19 protein-coding genes are annotated in these 19,524 nt (G+C 34.9%); 14 read left to right on the top strand and 5 right to left on the bottom strand.

Features of this window, described 5'->3' with window-relative positions; all coding sequences use genetic code 11:
• Positions 1–91 precede the first annotated feature (91 nt).
• The 9 genes from fliD (at position 92) to EZV73_RS17045 (ending at position 7,520) form a co-directional block, all read left to right on the top strand.
• On the top strand, positions 92–1,972 hold the full coding sequence (gene fliD / locus EZV73_RS17085) for a flagellar filament capping protein FliD (RefSeq protein ID WP_240841625.1): 1,881 nt from the start codon (positions 92–94) through the stop codon (positions 1,970–1,972).
• A 1-nt stretch (position 1,973) separates the two neighbouring features.
• Positions 1,974–2,330 (top strand): hypothetical protein, encoded by a 357-nt coding sequence (locus tag EZV73_RS17080; protein ID WP_240841624.1) that lies wholly within the window; start codon positions 1,974–1,976, stop codon positions 2,328–2,330.
• Between the two features lie 64 nt (positions 2,331–2,394).
• Positions 2,395–2,790 carry a flagellar protein FlaG gene (locus tag EZV73_RS17075; RefSeq protein WP_240841757.1) on the top strand — a complete coding sequence of 132 codons (396 nt, stop codon included), beginning with the start codon at positions 2,395–2,397 and terminating at the stop codon, positions 2,788–2,790.
• Positions 2,791–2,793: 3 nt separating this feature from the next.
• On the top strand, positions 2,794–3,084 hold the full coding sequence (locus tag EZV73_RS17070) for a hypothetical protein (protein WP_240841623.1): 291 nt from the start codon (positions 2,794–2,796) through the stop codon (positions 3,082–3,084).
• Positions 3,085–3,099: 15 nt separating this feature from the next.
• A complete protein-coding gene (gene fliS, locus EZV73_RS17065; protein ID WP_255813624.1) occupies positions 3,100–3,564 on the top strand; it encodes a flagellar export chaperone FliS in 465 nt (154 codons plus the stop codon).
• A 100-nt stretch (positions 3,565–3,664) separates the two neighbouring features.
• Positions 3,665–4,480 (top strand): flagellin, encoded by an 816-nt coding sequence (locus tag EZV73_RS17060; protein ID WP_240841622.1) that lies wholly within the window; start codon positions 3,665–3,667, stop codon positions 4,478–4,480.
• 61 nt (positions 4,481–4,541) lie between these two features.
• Positions 4,542–5,240: an SEC-C metal-binding domain-containing protein gene (locus EZV73_RS17055; protein ID WP_240841621.1), complete on the top strand. Its 699-nt coding sequence runs from the start codon at positions 4,542–4,544 to the stop codon at positions 5,238–5,240.
• A gap of 346 nt (positions 5,241–5,586) precedes the next feature.
• The gene (raiA, locus tag EZV73_RS17050) at positions 5,587–6,117 is read left to right on the top strand and encodes a ribosome-associated translation inhibitor RaiA (RefSeq protein WP_240841620.1); all 531 of its coding nucleotides are present in this window, start codon (positions 5,587–5,589) and stop codon (positions 6,115–6,117) included.
• A 194-nt stretch (positions 6,118–6,311) separates the two neighbouring features.
• Positions 6,312–7,520: an EAL and HDOD domain-containing protein gene (locus tag EZV73_RS17045; protein ID WP_240841619.1), complete on the top strand. Its 1,209-nt coding sequence runs from the start codon at positions 6,312–6,314 to the stop codon at positions 7,518–7,520.
• Positions 7,521–7,569: 49 nt separating this feature from the next.
• Here EZV73_RS17045 and EZV73_RS17040 read toward each other — a convergent pair whose 3' ends face one another.
• Entirely contained in the window at positions 7,570–8,598 is a 1,029-nt protein-coding gene (locus tag EZV73_RS17040) for an endonuclease/exonuclease/phosphatase family protein (protein WP_240841618.1), read from the bottom strand.
• A 167-nt stretch (positions 8,599–8,765) separates the two neighbouring features.
• On the opposite strand from EZV73_RS17040, the gene EZV73_RS17035 reads away from it, so the two are divergent.
• The 5 genes from EZV73_RS17035 to EZV73_RS17015 all read left to right on the top strand — a co-directional run bounded on the left by EZV73_RS17035 (position 8,766) and on the right by EZV73_RS17015 (position 17,143).
• Entirely contained in the window at positions 8,766–9,359 is a 594-nt protein-coding gene (locus EZV73_RS17035; RefSeq protein ID WP_240841617.1) for a DUF5317 family protein, read from the top strand.
• A gap of 77 nt (positions 9,360–9,436) precedes the next feature.
• Complete coding sequence (gene secA, locus EZV73_RS17030; protein WP_240841616.1) at positions 9,437–12,121, top strand: preprotein translocase subunit SecA; 2,685 nt, start codon at positions 9,437–9,439, stop codon at positions 12,119–12,121.
• 1 nt (position 12,122) lies between these two features.
• A protein-coding gene (gene prfB, locus EZV73_RS17025; protein ID WP_240841615.1) for a peptide chain release factor 2 occupies positions 12,123–13,224 on the top strand; the annotation gives its coding sequence in 2 pieces (ribosomal slippage) (positions 12,123–12,197 and positions 12,199–13,224; 1,101 coding nt in all).
• Positions 13,225–13,232: 8 nt separating this feature from the next.
• A complete protein-coding gene (locus EZV73_RS17020) occupies positions 13,233–15,557 on the top strand; it encodes a Tex family protein (protein ID WP_240841614.1) in 2,325 nt (774 codons plus the stop codon).
• Positions 15,558–15,763: 206 nt separating this feature from the next.
• Positions 15,764–17,143, top strand: coding sequence for an ATP-binding protein (locus EZV73_RS17015; RefSeq protein WP_240841613.1), 1,380 nt, complete (start codon positions 15,764–15,766; stop codon positions 17,141–17,143).
• Between the two features lie 49 nt (positions 17,144–17,192).
• On the opposite strand, the gene EZV73_RS17010 is transcribed toward EZV73_RS17015, so the two are convergent.
• The 4 genes from EZV73_RS17010 to EZV73_RS16995 all read right to left on the bottom strand — a co-directional run bounded on the left by EZV73_RS17010 (position 17,193) and on the right by EZV73_RS16995 (position 19,504).
• A complete protein-coding gene (locus tag EZV73_RS17010; protein WP_240841612.1) occupies positions 17,193–17,420 on the bottom strand; it encodes a thioredoxin family protein in 228 nt (75 codons plus the stop codon).
• A gap of 9 nt (positions 17,421–17,429) precedes the next feature.
• Entirely contained in the window at positions 17,430–18,434 is a 1,005-nt protein-coding gene (locus EZV73_RS17005; RefSeq protein WP_240841611.1) for a permease, read from the bottom strand.
• An 8-nt stretch (positions 18,435–18,442) separates the two neighbouring features.
• The gene (locus EZV73_RS17000) at positions 18,443–18,799 is read right to left on the bottom strand and encodes a metalloregulator ArsR/SmtB family transcription factor (protein ID WP_240841610.1); all 357 of its coding nucleotides are present in this window, start codon (positions 18,797–18,799) and stop codon (positions 18,443–18,445) included.
• 90 nt (positions 18,800–18,889) lie between these two features.
• Positions 18,890–19,504 carry an HAD family hydrolase gene (locus EZV73_RS16995; protein ID WP_240841609.1) on the bottom strand — a complete coding sequence of 205 codons (615 nt, stop codon included), beginning with the start codon at positions 19,502–19,504 and terminating at the stop codon, positions 18,890–18,892.
• Positions 19,505–19,524: the final 20 nt, after the last annotated feature.

The raw sequence follows: 19,524 nt of genomic DNA, 5'->3' as shown, positions 1-19,524 counted from the left end.
TTTTAATCATGTCTTTCTTTTGCTAAATATTTTGAATTAAATGCCGATAATACTATTAGGAACCGTAAATAATTGTATAGGTGGTGAAATAATGAGTGATATGCTAAGAATCACAGGTTTGGTATCAGGAATGGATACTGATACAACCGTTAAAAAATTGATACAAGCTGAACAAACGAGAGTAGATAAAGCCAAACAGGAAAAGCAATTTTTAGAATGGCAGAAAGAAGATTACAAAGAAGCAGCCAATGTACTTAGAGCATTTAATGATAAATACTTTGACTACTTGACGCCTGAAACTAATTTTAGATCTACAACAACATTCAATATGTTCTCTGGTTCTGCAATTATGTCTGGCGCTTCGACAAGTGCTATTGGAGTGAGTACAACTGTGGACTCAAAGGTAACTAGTTTTACTATTAACAGTGTGTCAAAACTAGCGACTAAGGACAAGTACACATCTTTAAATGAAGTGATTGGTGAGATGACAACAGGGAATATCGATATCAATACTTTGAATACAGCTGTAGAGGCTAATAATGCCTTATCTTTTACCTTAGATGGAGTAACTAAATCTATTGCCCTTGATAAAACGGACTATTCTACAATTGATGATTTTATTTTAGATATTAACACTAAATTACAAGATGCTTTTAAAAACGTTGATATCACAGGTGTAAAAGATGGATCTACTGTAAAATTTGAAATAAGAGAAGATGGTGGGGCTTCTGTTGAAGAAGGTCATAGTTTTTCATTGAATAACTCTAACTCAACTCTATTAAGTGCTTTAGGATTATCAGGTGGTTATGAAGGGACGTTAGATACTAATAAGACGCTAGCGAGTGCATTTGGCTTAGGTGGCGAAAGTAAAATGGCCATCAATGGTGTTGAGTTCACCTTTGATGGTAGTGATAAAATAACTGATGTTATGGAAGAAGTGAATAAGAGTAGTGCAGGTGTGACGCTTTCTTTTGATAGTTTAACAGATCGGTTTACATTAGAAGCCAACCAAGAAGGGTCAGAACATATCATATCAATTACTGATACATCTGGGCTACTTGAGAAAATGAAGTTACAAGGCGCAGAATCAGATTATTCAGCGGCCGACAATGCTGTATTTGAATTAAATGGTGTAACAACTTCTAGAACAACCAATACAATTGAGTTTCAGGGCACAACTATTACACTAAATGAAATTCCTGATTCAGCTGTCACAATTAACGTTGAAGCTGATACCTCTGATGTCAAAGATATGATTGTTAAGTTTGTTGATGAGTATAACGAAATGATTAAAAAAATCAATGACATGACAGATACATCAAAAAACCGAGATTATGATCCATTAACTGAAGCTCAGAAAAAAGAGATGTCCGAAGATGACATTGAAGCATGGGAAAAAGAAGCTAGAAAGGGGACTCTTTATAATGATTCAACTCTTGAACAATTTACAAGTTCAATGAGACAAGCCCTATATGCTTCTGTAGATGGACTAGATATAACACTTTATGATATTGGTATTCAAACCAGTTCAAATTATAAAGATGCTGGTAAACTGGTAATTGACGAGGGTAAGTTAGATGCAGCATTAAAAGAACGTCCAGACGAAATTGTAGATTTGTTTACCAAAGAATCTGATATTGAGTATTCTGATTCTAGTAAGAGAAGTGATAGAACTAAAGAAAATGGTATTGCCTATAGAATTTTTGATGCTTTACAAGATAATATTAGAATTATCAGAGATGATAATAATAAAAGAGGTTATCTAATTGAAAAGGCAGGACCTGAAACAGGTGTTGATGTAAACTCAGATATAGCTAAGGCTATCCTTAAGATGGATGATGAAATTGATCGTTTATTAGAACTATTAGCTGACCAAGAACAAAGATATTATGAAGAATTTGCGGCTATGGAAAGTGCCATGAGCAGATATTCATCTCAATCGGCTTGGTTAACACAGCAGATGGGAGGATAAGTTGGATAAACTGAGCTTATTCGAGGCTTTTGAAAAAGTGACTGAAAAAATAATTAACTTAAATGTGTCTGACAAAAATGTTGTATCTCAAGTAGAAACTTTAATTGATGAGCGTGACAGTCTTATCAAGAAAATTGATGAGACTGACGGTCATGTTACTGAAGAGGTACTCAATCGCATTATGCAAAAAAATATTCAAGCAGAGACAAAACTTCAAGAGATTATGATGAATATCAAGGAAGATATCAGATCTGTTGTTAAAGAGAAGAGTCTGTCATCTAAAAAGAAAAAGGCTCATAGGGGATATTTTTATGCTGGACATCAAAATGATGGTTATTTTATAGATAAGAAAAAATAATTCTTAAGAATTATTGGGGTTGTGACGATATTAATATTAGGACATTAAAATAGGAGGTATTGTGATGAAAATCGATGGTATGAGTGGCTTACAAGGGACGGTAGCTTCAGCTGATAAGGTTTCGGTTGAAAAACCAGCATACCAACCAAAAGTGGCTAAATCATTAGAAACAAAAGATGTCTCAGGAGATGCACCAGCATTTCAAGAAGGTGTCGAACAACATCAAGATGTTATCAATGATGAAATGCTTGATAAGGCAATAGAAATGGCAAATAAGACATTAGCTAAGCATAATAACTTTATTGAAAGAACTGTACATGAAACAACTAAGACGATGATGTATGTTATGAAGGATACTGAGACAAATGAAGTTATCAAAGAGTTTCCACCAAAGAAGATTCAAGATATGATTGCTAAGATGTGGGAAATCGCTGGTTTATTTGTAGACGAGAAAGCATAATCTATGAAAAATGAACTAGCAAATCAAGTTATAGAAGAACTTATAGAACTAAGTAGTACAAAGCTTGGCTTTCTTAAAGTCGGCCGAGACACACTAAACATTGATATTCTATTTATTGAAAAGTACGCAACTTTAAAAGAGACACTAGGTTCTGATTTAGACACAATCGATATGACACAATTTCCTAAAATGAAGACTTTAAAAAACTTGATAGAAGAAATATCTTCTAAGGAGCAACCAAAAGAACGAAACGTTCGTATGGCAAATGCAACTAAGGCCTACCGGAAGAAATAGAATGGAGCGAATTTTATGGCTATGCAAAATATTTATAATTACTCGAAACCGAAAGTAATGCCTAAAATCAACAATAATTTTGGTAAGAAGCCACCAGTATTCGAAGCAAAAAAACAAGAAACTAAAGCAGATCCTTATTTAGAACAAAAGATTATGGCAGCTAAGCCTGAAGAGTTAACCTTAATGCTATACGAGGGCATGGTTAAATTCTTAAAGCAAGGCATACTATATAATGACCAGAAGAATATCCAGAAGACTCATAACTCTATTATGAGAGCTGAAGCGATTATCAATGAACTGAATGTTACTTTAGATGAAAACTATGAGATTAGTAAAAATCTAAGTGATATCTATATGTTCATGAAATCACGTCTAATGGATGCAAATCTTGAAAAGGACAGTGGTATTATAAGAGAAGTATTAGACTTAGCAGTAGAGTTAAGAGATACTTGGAAAGAAGCAATGCAGCTTGCTAAGTAGAAACCATGTTATATGGTTTTTTTCTTTTTTTTTTGTTAATTTACTCTTAATTTTATATACATATTTTATGGGGTATAATGGTATTATCTGGAGGTGGATTATGAAGATTCGTCATAATGTTTCTATGATGACCATTATTAATAATAGGTCTAATATCATGATGGAGTGGTCTAAGTCTTTTAGAAGGCTTTCATCAGGTAAAAGAATTACTTGTCCTGCTGATGATCCTGCTGGTTTTATGATATCAGAAAGAATGAAATCACAGATTAGAGGACTTCGTCAAGCATCTAGAAATGCTCAAGATGCCATATCACTTGTTCAGACTGCAGAATCAGGTATGGGGGAGATGGTTGATATCTTGCAGCGTATGAGAGAACTTTATGTACAGGCTTCTAATGGTACCTTAACAGATTCAGACAAAGAAAAAATTGGCTATGAAATAGATGAACTTAAAGAAGCTCTAGTAGGTATTCATGATCATACTGAGTTTAATACAATGGGTCTTTTGGACGGAAGAGACTTTACTTTTCTGACAGGTGGCAATGAAGGTGATTCCAGAGTATTACATATTGAAGATATGTCTTTAAGCTTTTTAGGTCTAGATAATCTAAAAGACATGTCATCTGATGATCTTGATTCAAATATTACTATAGTAGATGATGCTCTTAAAAGAGTTTCTAGTCAGAGGTCCTCCCTAGGTGCTCAGCAATCAGGTTTAGAAGCGACTATCAGACGATTAGATATTCAAGCAGAAAACCTTCAAGCTGCTGAATCGAGGATAACTGATTTAGATATTGCCAAGGAAATGATGAACTTTGCAAAACTTCAAATGTTGGCACAGGTCAATGATTTCTTATTGGCTCACGCTAAAAGCGATGCTGAGATGGTGCTTTCCCTTTTAAAACCTTTGAATTGATTAATACACTTTTTTTGACTATAATGAAATGGAACTTCAGATAGTTGAAAGAGGTGTTTTTATGTATAAAGAGAGAGAAGAGAATCATAATAACGATAAGAATGACTACTATGACGAACTGGTTAGATTTACATCGGCATGCTTAAACTTGTATGGTCTTATAAGCTTAAGTGATTATAAAGATCTACTTAAGAAGGTACTGGCACCAAGTGAGGACCTTTGTAATGAGTACATGTCTTATTTTGATAGACACATTGATCATGTTTCTGGGTGTGTATTAAAAGAAAATATACTGGTTACAAGTGATTTGGCTATTGATGAATCAAAAGACATTAGAGACCATCTTCTGTCACTTAGAATGAATCATTTTACATGTAACAAGGAAAACTTTCTAAAATTCTCTGAGAAAACTTATATAGAGCCTAGAAAAGAGTTAGAGGATTTAGTAGGTTTCTTGAATCATGTGATAGACTTATCTGATTCAGATTTAGATGAAAAAGTCATTCAGCTTACAGCAATGCTAGAAGCCTTATCTGTCAATAGGGCTCTTATGCTCATCAATGCGGACTTCTTTAACTTAAACAGAAAAGAAACTAAAGAGTTAAAAAGAATTTTAAATGCTTATAAGCCATGTATCAGGTCCTGGATGAATAGAGGACATACCAATAAAGAAATGAATCAGTTATACGCTGGTGTTAACAAAAGGGATTTATGTCCATGTGGATCTGGTAAAAAGTATAAGAAATGTTGTTATAGATAGAGAGCCTCTGCTCTCTATTGTTGTATATAAGAGAGACTTGTTAGAATGCTTTTTATAGAAAAAAACGAAACTCATATCTGAGCTCCGTTACTATTATTATGGCATAAAATAGTTGTATATTCAAGGTATTTTATCCATCTTTAAGAGGCCTTATTTTTCTCTTAAAAATCTTTGATAAACGTGATTATTTACCCAAAACTAGGGTATCATTATGTTAACAACAAGTTAAACTTGTTAGAAAGATTTAGACGAAACAGCAATAAAAAACGGGAGGAGAAAATCAAATAACAGGCGCATGTTTCTACTAAGTTCTTTTTAATTTTTTAAAATGAAGGGAGCTGGATGTATGAGAGTAATCGTAAGCGGAAAAAATATTAGTGTAAGACCTAGCATTAGAGAATACATTGAAGGAAAGTTGGACAAGTTCGATAAGTACTTTAATTCAGACGTAGACGTAAAGGTGACACTAGGTGTTGAAAGAGATCGACACACCGTAGAGATCACAATGCCGCTTAAGCATGGCGTAACCTTTAGAGCTGAAGAGACCAGCGAGGACATGTATTCTTCTATCGATATGGTAATGGATAAACTAACCAAACAGATGAGAAAACATAAAACTAAGATAGAGAAGAGATATCATAAACATGACAGCATTAAAACTGCTGCAATTCCGGATTACGAAGGTGAGACAGAAGAAAGTAAAATTGTGAGAACAAAATCATTCCCAATTAAACCAATGGACCCTGAAGAAGCAGTGCTTCAGATGGAAATGCTCAACCATGATTTCTTTGTATTCTTAAATGGTGATACAGATGAAGTTAATGTGGTTTACATCAGAAAAGATGGTAACTACGGTTTAATTGAACCGACAATGTAAATAATAGTCCCTAGGATATAATCCTAGGGATTTTTTAGTGGATGCCTTCAATATTGAGTAGGTGTCTTTTGACTGGGTATAAACTTGATTAGACTTGTTTCATAAAATGATAATTATTCTTGTAAATACCACATAATTGTATATAATAGTGAATTGGAAAGTATTGGCCGTTTGATAGGCGAAAAGAGGTAATAATGAAAACATTTATTGCAAGGCAACCCATGTTTAATAGTCAAGGTGATATAGTAGCATACGAACTGCTTTTTAGAAGCAGTACAGTCAATAAAGCTGATGTTGTAGATGATTATTCAGCGACTTTAAAGGTAATCAAAGATTTGATTATCAACTTTGACATACAGGAAATGTCTAATAATAAGAAGGTTTTTGTTAACTTCAACGATGAGTCCATTATTCATGGTGCACCAGAACTCTTCAACATTGATCAGTTGGTCATTGAAGTTTTAGAGGATTCTGTCATAACAGATGAGTTAATAGAAAAACTCCAGGACTATAAAAGCAAAGGCTATTTAATCGCTTTAGATGATTTTGTCTATGATGAAAAAATGGATAAGTTGATAGAAATAGCAGATATTATTAAGCTTGATTTTATGATACAGAATTATGAGGAGTTAACTGAGACTGTAAAAAAGGTTAAATCATATGATAAAATCCTTTTGGCTGAGAAAGTTGAAACTGAAGAGGATGTAAAGTTTGCTGAAAAGCTTGGCTGTTCAATATTTCAAGGTTATTATTATCAAAAACCTAAAGTGTTTGAAGGATCAGACACATTGACTCTACCAAGCATATACTTAGAACTTTTGGATATAGTAGATAAGCCGGTTGTTAACTTTGAAGCTTTGGCTGATGCTATAAAAAAGGATTCAAATTTAACATTGTCCTTTCTAAAACTTTTGAACTCACCAGCCTACTACTCACAAAGAAAAATAACCGATGTTAAACAGGCGCTTGTAAGGCTTGGTACTTCAGAATCTAGAAAAACGATTGTCATCAACATGCTTAAGTCATTTACTGCTATGGATACCTACGATGAGTTAATCAGTCTGTCTTTAAGAAGAGGCAAACATGCAGAGTTACTAGCAGTAAGCGCTGGTATGTCTGATAGAAAAGAAGAGCTTTTTATGTTAGGGCTTTTGTCATTAACCAATGTTATTTTAAAAAGACCTATGGAGAGCTTGTTAAAAAACGTACCTCTTAATGCTGATGTCATTGATGCACTGCTTGGTAAAGAGAATCAACTCAGTAAAATGCTGAATGCCATTATCCTTAATGAAAGAGGCGACTTTTTATTAAAGGAAAGACTAGAAGAATGCTATGTTAGTGTAGATAAGTTTAATGAGGCATATGTAGAAAGTATTAAATGGGCAGATGCCATACTCATATAAAAAAGATCACAATTCAATGTGATCTTTTTTTGTTAATAGCTGGTGCTCTTTAATTCAGTTTAATTTCTATGGATACAGGATTATGGTCACTGTTTTTAAACTCTAGGTCATGGTGAGTGATGGTTACAAGTTCAATGTTATCACTTAACATAAAGCCGTCTATGATGCATTCATAGTTTTGACCTTTAACATATGGTGTTTCCATTGATCGGCTGGTAGGTTGTGTATTGTCTACATACCATGAGTAGCCTTCAAAGCTTGTGTCCATTGTTTTTAACCAGTCCGGTTTAGGAATATCGTTAAAGTCATCAGCATTTGTGCCTGGTAGTTCATGATTGAAATCACCACCGATAATGACATAAGCATTTTCACTTTTCAGTTCTTCTAGATGTTCTTTAAGATAGGCAACTTGTTGTTCTCTTATAACGCCACCAGAATCGTAAGCTGACATATGAACATTTAAGACTATGACTTCCTTATTCTTGTATGGATACCTTGTTTCTGTAAAACATCTGTCTAGAAGAGCCAGTTGTCTTGGCCAAGCTTCTTCACCTGGAAACTGATATCTGTTTGCTATACCTTGATATTTTGAAAGTACAACTATACCACTGTCGACATAGCCATATGGCTTAAGGACAGGGACCGGCACCCAAGGGACCTTATAGTTAACAGCATAAGTCGATTCATAATCTGAAAAGCTTTCTTTGATATAATCGTATTGGTTGATATTCTTGGTTCTAAGGGATTTTTTATCAACTTCTTGTAAAAGATAGATATCACTTTCTTCATTTTTAAGAAAATCTACAATCTTTTCAAGGTTACTCATAACAACTTCTTTACTCTCAGCCTTAGACTGCTTGCCGCCTTCCATAAAGAAGTCTGCATTTTCATCTAAGGTTGCATAACCAATGTTAAAGGTTGTTATCTTTAGTTGTTTGTTATCAATCACTTTGTCTGTTTGTTGATCTGTTTTAAGCGAAATGATTTCATCAGGCTTGAAATCTGTCAGTGTCATCAATAATAAATAGAGTGCAATTAATCCGACTAGTATAATCAGTATTTTAAATATTGTTTTCATTCTTTCACCTCATCACACTTTATATTACACTTTTCCCCATAAAATCACAAGATTACGACACCTTATCGACACATATTTTTTATATAATGTTAATGGTCACACCGCTTGTAACTGCCTATTATATACATTATAATAAAGTAGTGTAAGAGGAAAAATTGGAGGAAACAATGTTTTTAGAAGCTACGCTATTAGGCATGTTTATCGGTGGATTTAGAGGTGGTCGTTTGACCAATATTATAGATATGAACATTAGAGGCTGGTATTTGATACTGTTGTCACTGATTTTATCATTTAGTCCAGTCTTTTTAAGAAATTTTGATGCAGGTTCGCTGCCAGTATTTCTTATGTTTTTTTCAATGATTATTATGTTAATCGTACTTGCGCTTAATTTAGATAAAAAAGGTGTATGGCTGATACTACTCGGTGGTGTTATCAATGTCGTATTTATGCTTTTGAATAATTTTAAAATGCCAGTATCAATGTCTGGTTTAGAGGCTGCAGGTTTAACATCTATGTATGAAGGCATAATGGATGGTTCCATCATCAATTATGTAGCAGCAGAAACAACAGGTGTGATGCAATTTTTATCAAAATTCATCGTCGTACCAAAACCTTATCCTATTCCTAGAATCTTATCAATTGGTGATATCATGATGACCATAGGTCTTATTTGGTTCATCATCGGAGAGATGGCGAGACCATCTTATTCTGGAAGAGGGAAAATGGTACAATATACATACAGAACAGGCATAAATAGATGAGACATGGCAATAGATGATCTATTGCCTTTTTATTTAGTATATAAGGGGTCAAACCGTCAAAATATAAGGAGTGTAAAATGGGATTATTTGATTTTTTAAATGACCGTTTCAATGACAAAGAAGTTAGAAAGATCATGGTTACGGTTAAAGAAGTGGAAAGTTATGATGCAGAATATTCAGCACTTTCTGATGAAGCATTAAAGGGGAAGACAAACGAGTTTAAGAAAAGATTATCAGGTGGAGAAACATTAGATGATATTTTACCTGAAGCCTTTGCGACTGTACGTGAAGCAGCTGTTCGTACCTTAGGTATGAAGCACTATCCAGTTCAGATTGTTGGTGGTATTGTACTGCATCAAGGTAGAATTGCTGAGATGAAAACAGGTGAAGGTAAAACATTGATGGCAACTTTACCAGTATACCTAAATGCTTTATCTGGTGAAGGTGTTCATGTTATCACAGTCAATGACTACCTGGCATTTCGTGATAAGGAATGGATGGGGAAACTCTATGAGTTTTTAGGCTTAAGTGTAGGCTGTGTTATTCATGGTGTAGCAGGTCAAGATAGAAAAGATGCTTACTTGTCTGATATTACTTATGGTACCAACAATGAGTTTGGTTTTGACTACTTACGTGACAACATGGTTATTGAAAACTCTAAGTTAACACAAAGACCACTGAACTTTGCCATTGTAGATGAGGTGGACTCTATCTTAATTGATGAGGCTAGAACACCTTTGATTATTTCAGGTGAAGGTGCTAAGTCAACAGAACTGTATTCAATTGCTGATATGTTCGTTTCTACACTAAAAAGAGATGTAGATTTTGATTTGGATGAAAAAGCAAGAACAGTTATCTTAACAGATGAAGGTGGTATTCCAAAAGCAGAAAAATTCTTTAACATAGAAAACTTAGGTGATCCTGAACATATGGAGAAGTCTCACCATATCAATCAAGCCCTACGTGCTAGACATATGATGAAACGTGATGTGGATTATGTTATTAAAGATGGCGAAATCGTTATTGTAGATAGTTTTACTGGTCGTTTGATGTTTGGTAGAAGATATTCAAATGGTCTTCACCAAGCCATTGAGGCAAAAGAGCGTATTGAAGTACGTAAAGAATCACAAACGCTTGCGACAATTACTCTTCAGAATTACTTTAGAATGTACAACAAGATTTCTGGTATGACAGGTACAGCTAAGACGGAAGAAGATGAATTCCAGCACATCTATGGTATGGATGTTGTGGTGATTCCTACAAATAAACCAATTGCAAGAATTGATAAGCCGGATGTAATCTTTAAGTCTATAGAAGGAAAGTTTGCTGCAATTATTGAAGATATTAAAGAAAAACATGAGACGGGTCAACCAGTACTTGTCGGTACTATTTCTATTGAGACCTCTGAGTATTTATCTAAGCTTCTTAAGCGCCAAGGCATCAAACATGAAGTTTTAAATGCCAAGCAACATGAAAGAGAAGCTGATATTGTTGCTCAAGCAGGTCGATTTGGTGCTGTTACCATTGCAACAAATATGGCGGGTCGTGGTACAGATATCGTCTTAGGTGGTAATGCAGACTACATGTCTCAAAGAGACCTAGGCAAGATGGGTTATGAAATTGATGTCATCAACAAGGCCATTTCACCTTTAGATTATGATGATGAACTTATTTTAGAGTGTCGTGAAAAATACAAGATAGCACTTGCAGCACATAAAGAAGTAACAGATGAGGAAGCAGAACGTGTTAAAAATGCTGGTGGTCTTCATATCATCGGTACAGAACGTCATGAATCTAGACGTATCGATAATCAGTTAAGAGGTCGTTCAGGTCGTCAGGGTGATGAAGGTTCTTCGCAGTTCTTTATTTCATTTGAAGATGACTTGATGAGACTATTCGTTTCTGACCGTGCAAAGGATACGGTTGCAAGACTGGGTATCAGTGATGATATGCCAATCGAAGCCAAGATGCTTACACGTGCCATTGAAGGTGCACAAAAGAAAGTGGAAGTTAAAAACTTCGGTATTAGAAAACATGTCCTTCAATACGATGATGTTATGAACAAGCAAAGATCCATCATCTATGCTGAAAGAGCAAAAGTCCTTCATGGCGAAGACGTGAAAGAACATATTTTAGATATGCTTGAAAAACGTATTGATGATGCCATTGACATGCACTGTTCAGGCAATGATTATCCAGAAGAGTGGGACTTAAAAGCATTAGAAGAATACTTACACCAAGTCTTCTTACCGATGAACTCACTTGTTTATCCAGACATTCAGTCTTTGACTAAAGAAAAGTTAAAAGAAGATATTCATAAGATTGCACTAGATAAATACGAAGCCAAAGAAAAAGAAGTAACACCTGACCGTATGAGAGACTTCGAAAGATTTATCCTTCTTAAGATTGTTGACCGTGCATGGATGGACCACATCGATGCTATGGACCAGTTAAAGCAAGGTGTATCTATGAGAGGTATTGGTCAGGAAGATCCAGTTAGAGCTTATCAAATGGAAGGTTTTGATATGTTCGACGAGATGATTCGTGACATTCAAATGGATACAGTTAAGTATGTTTTAAATGTAACCATAGAAACCAAGACTACAAGAGAAAATAAAATTAGAATCACAAGTGAATCTAATAAGGCTGCACCTGTTAACAAGACAGTGGTACGTAAGCAGAAAAAAGTTGGTAGAAATGAACCTTGTCCATGTGGCAGTGGTAAGAAATATAAGAAGTGTTGTGGCATAAACGAGGGTTAAGATGATTTTAAAAGACAAGTGTTTACATGAGATTAAGGAGCTGCATGCAGCAATAGAAGAATTAGGGAGGTCACTTTGACATCCCTAGTCTTGTACAAAGTGTTAAGGAGCTAGATGCTAAAATGTTAGAATCAGACTTTTGGGATGACAATGAAAAGGCCCAAAATATACTGAGAAAGTCTAAACATTTAGGCAAGAAGGTCAAGCGGTATGAAACATTAAAGGATGATTTAGAAGAAGCAGAGCTTATGATAGAAATGGCTGATGAAGAGCCTTCTTATATCAAGGATGCTGATAAGCTTTTAGAAGATATACAAGCTAGGTGTGAAGAGTTAAGACTTGAAACATTGTTATCTGGTGAGTATGATCATTTAAATGCCATTTTGACCATTCACGCAGGTTCTGGTGGCTTAGATGCACAGGACTGGGCTGAAATGCTTTTTAGAATGTATTGTAAATGGTGTGATAAGGCAGACTATGGTTATAAGATCCTTGATTTGATCAGAGATACTGAAGCTGGGGTTAAGACCGTATCCATTTCCATTACGGGTGACAATGCCTATGGCTTTTTAAAGTCAGAAAAGGGTGTTCACAGACTTGTAAGAATTTCACCATTTGATTCATCTGGTAAAAGACACACATCCTTTGCCTCTGTAGACATTATGCCTGAGTTAGATGATTCTATTGAAATTGACATCAATCCTGCTGATTTAAAGGTGGATACCTTTAGAGCATCTGGTGCAGGTGGTCAGCATATCAATACGACAGACTCTGCTGTAAGAATTACACATATTCCGACTGGCGTGGTGGTTTCCTGTCAGAGTGAAAGATCTCAGCTTAATAACAGGTCAACTGCTATGAAAATGCTGATGGCTAAGTTGATAGAATTAAAAGAACAAGAGCAAAAAGAAAAGATTGAGGATTTGAGTGGTGATTACTCTCAAATTACATGGGGTTCACAGATCAGGTCCTATGTATTTCATCCTTATAACATGGTCAAAGACCATCGTACAAATGAAGAAATCGGGAATACTTCAAGTGTGATGGATGGTAATATAGATTTATTTATCAATGCTTATCTCAAGCAAAAAATTAAACTATAGGAGGGGCTATGGGTAAAATTATCAAGATTCTCGCTGGAGAACTGAAGATTAAAGAAAGACAAGTCAGTGAAACAATTAAGTTATTAGATGAAGGCAACACAGTGCCTTTTATTGCCCGTTACCGTAAGGAAATGACAGGCGGCTTATCTGATGAGATTTTAAGAGACTTATTTGATCGTTTGACTTATCTGAGAAACTTAGAAGATAGAAAAGAAGAAGTCTTAAGACTGATTGACGAACAAGGCAAGTTAACTGAGGACTTAAAGGCTGAAATCCTTGCAGCAGATGTTCTTAGAAGAGTAGAAGATTTATATAGACCATACAAGCAGAAGAAGCAGACAAGAGCCTCTAAGGCTAAAGCGAAGGGCTTAGAGCCACTGGCTATGCTTATTTGGAACCAGGAGACGCTAGAGGGTGATTTAATCACACTTTCTATGGATTATATTAACGAAGAGCTTGGTGTCAAGACACCTAAGGATGCCATTACTGGCGCTATGGATATTATCGCTGAAATGATTTCAGACAATCCAGCCCACCGTGAAGTGATTAGAAACATGAACTTAAACACAGGCTTCTTAACCATGACAGCTACAGATGACAAGGCTGAGTCTGTCTATGAAATGTACTATGACTACAAGGAGTCTGTAAAGACCATTGCCAATCATAGAATCTTAGCAACCAACCGTGGTGAAAAAGAGAAGTTTATTAAAGTAAAGCTTCAGAGTCCTGATGAGCAAATTGTCGATTATTTAAAATCAGAAACAATCAAGAATGTAAATGCCCTTGGTAATCATGAGTTAAATGTTGCCATAGAAGATGCTTATAAGCGTTTGATTTCTCCATCAATAGAAAGAGAAGTTCGTTCTATGCTAACGGAGCGTGCTGAAGAAGAAGCCATCAAGGTATTTGCTAAAAATACAAAGCCACTTTTACTGGTACCACCAGTAAGAGACGTGATTATTATGGCCATTGACCCATCTTATAGAACAGGTTGTAAGTTAACTGTTCTTGATGCAACGGGTAAACTTCTAGATTATGCGACCATTTATCCAAATGAGCCGAGAAATGAGATTGAAAAATCTAAGAAGGTCATGAAGCAGATGATCAAGAAGTATAAGGTAGATGTGATTCCAATCGGTAACGGTACAGCTTCTAGAGAAACTGAGCAGCTGGTAGCAAATATGTTGGCTGAAATGGAAGAACAAGTTTATTATACAATTGTCTCTGAAGCAGGTGCTTCTGTTTACTCAGCTTCTAAACTGGCAACACAAGAGTACCCAGATTTAGATGTTTCTATCAGAGGGGCGATTTCTATTGGTAGAAGACTTCAAGATCCACTTGCTGAACTTGTAAAGATTGATACCAAGCATATCGGTGTTGGTCAGTACCAGCATGACTTAAACCAAAAGAAATTAGACGAATCCCTTACAAATGTTGTAGAGGATTGTGTAAACAGTGTTGGTATTGACTTAAATATTGCATCACCATCGCTGTTACAGTATGTATCTGGTATTTCATCAGCTGTTGCTAAAAACATTGTGGCTTACAGAGATGAGAATGGTAAATTCCATTCTAGAGCGGAACTGAAAAAAGTTAAACGTCTTGGTGATAAGGTATACGAGCAGTGTGCTGGTTTCTTAAGACTACACGAAAGTGACAATATTTTAGACAACACATCTGTCCATCCAGAATCATACGATCAGACATTTAAGTTGATAGAAATCCTAGGTTATGATTTAAGTGCTATTGATGTTAACAACATAAACGATGCATTTAAAAACATTGATGAGAAGATTTTGGCTTACAAGATTCCTGAAGTGCCAAAGAAGAAAGAAAAGCAGAAGTTCTCTTCTAATCAAAAGTCTCTACATGGCTTAAGTGCACTTAAGAGTTTAAAGTTTGAAGAGCCTAAGAAAAAGAACAAGGGCAAAGAAAGACTAAAAGACATTGAAAGACACTTAAAAGGCATAGCTGGAGACCTAGACATTGGTTACTTTACACTTAAAGATATCGTGGAGGAACTGAAAAAGCCTGGTAGAGATATCCGTGATGAGATGCCAAAACCGATCTTTAGATCAGATGTCTTAAAGCTTGAAGACTTACGAGTAGACATGGTTTTACCGGGTACTGTAAGAAACGTTGTTGATTTTGGTGCATTTGTAGATATCGGTGTTAAGCAAGATGGGCTTGTTCATATTTCTCACTTAAGTGATAAGTTTGTAAAAAGACCAATGGACGTGGTATCTGTAGGAGACCAAGTCAAAGTTAGAGTCATCGACGTAGACTTAGACAAGCAAAAAATTGCCTTAAGTATGAAAGGTATTAAAGAATAATAAGTACTCTAGGCTGGCCAGTACATGTTCCTGCGCGCCCTTGCATTTTGGGCATTGAGCCTTTTGTTACTTATGAAAACCCTGTTTTCAAACCAATTAATGAACTTATGCATGCTTGCATAAGTTTCTTTTTTGGTATAAAATTAACTTAAACGAAATTAACTTAATTTGAATTAAGTTAATTTCGATTAAGTAAAGGAGTTCTTATGTTTATCGGAAGAAATTATGAATTGAATCATTTGAATAAAATGTACAAGCGTTCTGGTTTTCAGTTTACAGTTGTATATGGACGAAGGAGAGTTGGAAAAACTAGACTTTTGACAGAGTTTGTTAGAGATAAATCAGCAATTTTTTATGTAGCAGAAGAACATAACGATCTTCTTTCATTATCAAAATTTTCAAGAGTTATTTACAAGTATTTAGGACTTCCTGATACTTTAGGAACTTTCGATAGTTGGATTGATGCATTTGAATTTTTGGTTAAAAGTGTAGGAGAAAAAAAAGTTGTATTAGTTCTTGACAAGTTTCCCTATCTAGCCAATGGAAACAAGAGTATACTGTCTATTTTGCAGAATATAATCGATCATAAAATGATAGAAACGAATATATACTTGATCCTTTGTGGCTCCTCTGTATCATTTATGGAAAATGAAGTATTGTCTAATAAAAGCCCTCTGTATGGTAGAAGAACATCTCAACTAAAGATTAAACCATTAGATTTTTTTGAGACAAGTAAGTTTTTTAGTAATTACTCATACAATGATCTGCTAAAAGTATACGGTGCCTTGGGAGGGATTCCGCAGTATTTGATTCAGTTTGATTCTAGCCTAAGTGTGGATGAAAATATTGTTGAGAATATGTTCGATAAATCAGCATTTTTGTATTCTGAAGTCAATATGTTACTCAGACAGGAGTTTAATAATCCTGCTGTTTACAGAAGTATAATTGAAGCAGTTGCGAGAGGTGCGAGTAAGTTAAATGAGATTGCAACAAAAATTGGTGAGTCAACTTCTAAAACAGCTATTTACTTAAAAGCTCTAACAGAATTAGATATAATTGAAAGGCTTGTGCCGATAACGGAAAAAAATAATTCTAGAAGAACCATTTATCAGATTTCGGATTTATATTATTTATTTTATTATAGATTTGTTTCAAAGTATACTGATGCAATTGAGCAAGAACTTGGCAGACATGTCTATGATACTAGAGTTTATCAGGAGTGGTCGACTTATCTTGGGTATGTATTTGAAAAAGTGTGTGTGATGTATTTGTCTAGGGAGAACACTAAAATGTCTTTACCTTTTTTAATCTTGAAATTTGGAAAATGGTGGGGAACTGATCCAATAAAAAAGACCCGGGAAGAAATTGATATAATAGGTTTAGGTGATGACGGTATGATTTTTTGTGAATGTAAGTACAAAAGTGAAAAAGTCGATTTATCTGTATTGAATAAGTTGATAGAAAGAAGCAGGCTTATACCCACGGATAAAAGAGTGTACTATATTTTTTCAAAATCAGGATTCACTGATCAATTACTTGAAAGAGCCAATGATGATATACATTTAATAGACTTAAGTCATATGTAAGAAAACACTGCATCAGCAGTGTTTTCTTTAGTTAGTTTATTTATTAGGATTAGATGAGTTTTTCTATATCCTTTGGCTTTAATACTTTACCCTTAGAAACAACTTTACCGTCAATAACTAAAGCTGGTGTAGACATCACACCATAAGCGATGATTTGTTGTACATCTTCTACTTTCTCTACGTTAGCTTCTTTACCAGTAGATGATAAAGCTGTTCTTACATTCTCTTCTAATGTTTTGCACTTCTTGCAACCAGTGCCTAATACTTTGATATTCATGTTTGCCTCCTATATGAGTAGATAGCTAAATGCATTAAACAAATAACCGATGATTAATATACCGACAGTTACTAAACTTGCGAAGATGACTAGTAACTTTGTTTTTACAACTTTCTTTAATAAGATCATTGATGGAAGTGATAAAGCTGTAACCGCCATCATAAATGATAGAGCTGTTCCTAAGCCAACGCCTTTTAGTACAAGGGCTTCAGCAATCGGTAAGGTTCCAAAGATATCTGCATACATTGGTACACCTGCAAATACTGCAAGAACTACCGAATACCATTTATCCTGACCCAAAACTGCTTCGATGATATTTTGTGGAATCCAGTTATGGATAGCTGCACCAATACCTACACCGATTAGGATATAAAGCCATACCTTTTTAACGATATCTAGAACTTGTTCTTTTGAGAAGTTCAGTCTATCTGCAACGGTCATTGCATCCTGTTCTTCTTCAGTCATTGCATTTTGGTAAACAAAAGGCTCTACGTACTTTTCAAGTTTCAGTTTAGAAATAACTGAACCACCGATTACTGCCAGGATCAGACCAACGACTACATAAGCGAAGGCTATCTTCCAGTTGAAGATACTAGCCAGTAGGAGTACTGAGGCTAAGTCTACGAGTGGTGATGATATTAAGAATGAAAATGTAACACCGATTGGTAATCCTGCACTTGTAAATCCAATAAAAAGTGGAATAGAAGAGCAAGAGCAAAATGGTGTGATTGTTCCCAATAAAGCACCTAAGATATTAGCAGTAATACCATTGAATCTTCCTAAGATACGTCTTGTTCTTTCTGGTGGAAAGAAAGACTGGATATATGAAATTGTAAATATGAGCACTGATAATAAGATGAAAATCTTAATCACATCATATATAAAGAAATGTATACTACCACCAAGACGTGATGTTAAGTCTAATTTAAAAACGTCTGTAACCAGTTTTGCAACAAGGTCTGATAGCCATTCCATTTTTAGAAGATGAGCATTTAGCCATTTAAAAATGAACATAAAGCCTCCTATAATTTAACGATAGATGAAGCACAGTTTGATAGAAATTCATCTTTTAATTCAACGCGATTTTTATCTTCTTCAAGCTGTGTATATAAGTTGATGTTATTTTTAAGATAATCGAGTATATGGATCAAGAATGGATTATCTTCATTGAGTGTATAATACACAAATTTATCTTTTCTGGTATCTGTCACTAGATTCAGATCTCTTAACTTAGACAAGGCCTTTGAAGCTTTAGGTTGAGAGATGTTTAAAATACCCGTCATTTGGCATACACATAACTCGTTGTCTTTTAACAAAAGAATGATTCTTAATCTGGTTTCATCAGATAACAGTTTAAATATATTGATTAGGTTGTTCATAGGATATCCTTTCTCATATGCACTTATAAGTATATGAGAATATTAACATGTCAATTTACATCTGTCAACAAAAAAAGCAGAAAAAATCTGCTAGTTTAAATACATTAACAAGTCTATTGGTGTTTTTAAGTGGATGTTAGGTGCAACAAGGTCAAAATCTTTATTCCCCCAAGCTGCCTTAAAGAATCTGATGCCAGCACTTGTAGCTGCCTGATAGTCATAAATGGAGTCGCCGATATAGATGGTTTCTTCTGGCTTGTAATCAAATTGATTTATGGCTTTTAGAAGGGGAGCTGGGTGCGGTTTATGTTCTTTTGTATCATCATAGCAAATAAGGCCATCGAAGTAGGCCATGATATGATTAAGTTTTTTATCGTATGCCACTTCTTTTTTATTACGTGAAGTAACCAAAGAGAGCTTGTAGTCTTTTGACAAGAGCTTTAAAATAGTTGGAATGGCATAATAGATGGTGAACTCATCTTTATGATCTTGAACATAGTCATGCCACTTTTTCTCTACTTCAGTTAGATTATCGATTTTTAATTGACTAAGCGTCACAGAAGAAGGCAAACCATCATAATCGGTAAGTTCTTCTATGGTTTTGTAGATCTTTTCTTTTTCAAGAACTGATTGAAGGCCTTTCATATTGACGTGTGTCGTGTTGATAAGTGTGCCATCGATATCGAAGATGATGTTTTTGATCATAAGGACTCCTTTGCATACAT

This window comes from Acidaminobacter sp. JC074 (assembly GCF_022496765.1).
In the GTDB taxonomy this organism is placed as follows: Bacteria; Bacillota; Clostridia; order Peptostreptococcales; family Acidaminobacteraceae; genus JABXKX01.
Note: the sequence above shows the minus strand (reverse complement) of the source record. Positions and strands in the feature narration are given on the sequence as shown.